Raw genomic sequence first — 852 nt, 5'->3', positions numbered from 1 at the left:
CGGCGCGGTCGCCGAGGGCGCGGCGGAGGACGGGCTCGCCGCGGGCGTCGGAGCCGCGGTGCCCACCGAGGTGCCGGGCGCCTCCGCCGGGTGCTCGACGGACGTGGACCCGACGGGCGCGTGCCTGCCGGGTTCGTGCTCGACGGACGTGGACCCGGGGTGCGCGTACCCCACAGACGTGGACCCGGGGTGCGCGTACCCGACCTGCGCGTACCCGAGAGGCGCGGCGTACAAGGCGCAAGCGCAGGTGAACGCGCAGGTGAGCGCGGGGCGCAGGGCCCTCGCGCGTGCCCTGCGGAGTGTTGGAGTCACCGGGTGACCCCCTCCCGTACCGAGCCGGCGAGATGTTCAACTCAGCGTCACATGCCGGAAGATTTCCGGCATCCGGGACGGGGCAGGGGGCGTACGGCGGTCCTGGTGACTACTGCGGCGGGTTGCCCGTCGAGATCTTCAGGGTGAACTCGGCGTCCTTGTCCGTGATGTCCTCACCGGCCGGCGGGTACTGCTCCAGGACCGTGCCCTCGCCGTACGTGGCCTCGTCCACCGGGGTCTGCGTCATGAGCTTCCACCCGGCCGCCTGGATGCAGTCCTTCACCGACTGGATGTTCTTGTAGGTGAAGTTCGGGACCTCGAACTTGGAGGGGTCGTCGGCCGACTCCGAAGGCTGCGTGCACTTCTTCGTGTCGATCGTCTTGGTCAGGTCGGGGCCCTTGTGCCCGGGGGCCGCCGACTGGCTCTCCTGTGTCTGCGTGCCGCCCGTGCCGCCCGCCTGCGGGTCCTCGTCCTTGTTCAGGTTGAGCGCGACGAGCAGGCCGCCGATCGCGAGCAGCGCGACGGCGATCGCGCCGACGA

General features: G+C 71.4%; 2 protein-coding genes. One reads left to right on the top strand and one right to left on the bottom strand.

All coding sequences use genetic code 11. The annotated features are described in order from the left end of the window. A partial coding sequence (locus tag CCN56_RS43980) for a hypothetical protein (RefSeq protein ID WP_218779482.1) occupies nt 1–319 on the top strand: 319 nt, incomplete at its 5' end. Between the two features lie 102 nt (nt 320–421). Here the strand turns inward: CCN56_RS43980 and CCN56_RS35110 are convergent. Next, nucleotides 422–852, bottom strand: a 431-nt coding sequence (locus CCN56_RS35110) for a PASTA domain-containing protein (RefSeq protein WP_143664720.1), incomplete at its 5' end; no start/stop codon positions are given.

The sequence above is a fragment of the Streptomyces sp. NRRL B-24572 genome (assembly GCF_002156145.1).
Classification (GTDB): domain Bacteria; phylum Actinomycetota; class Actinomycetes; order Streptomycetales; family Streptomycetaceae; genus Streptomyces; species Streptomyces vietnamensis.
This window is presented reverse-complemented; position numbering and strand designations above follow the sequence as displayed.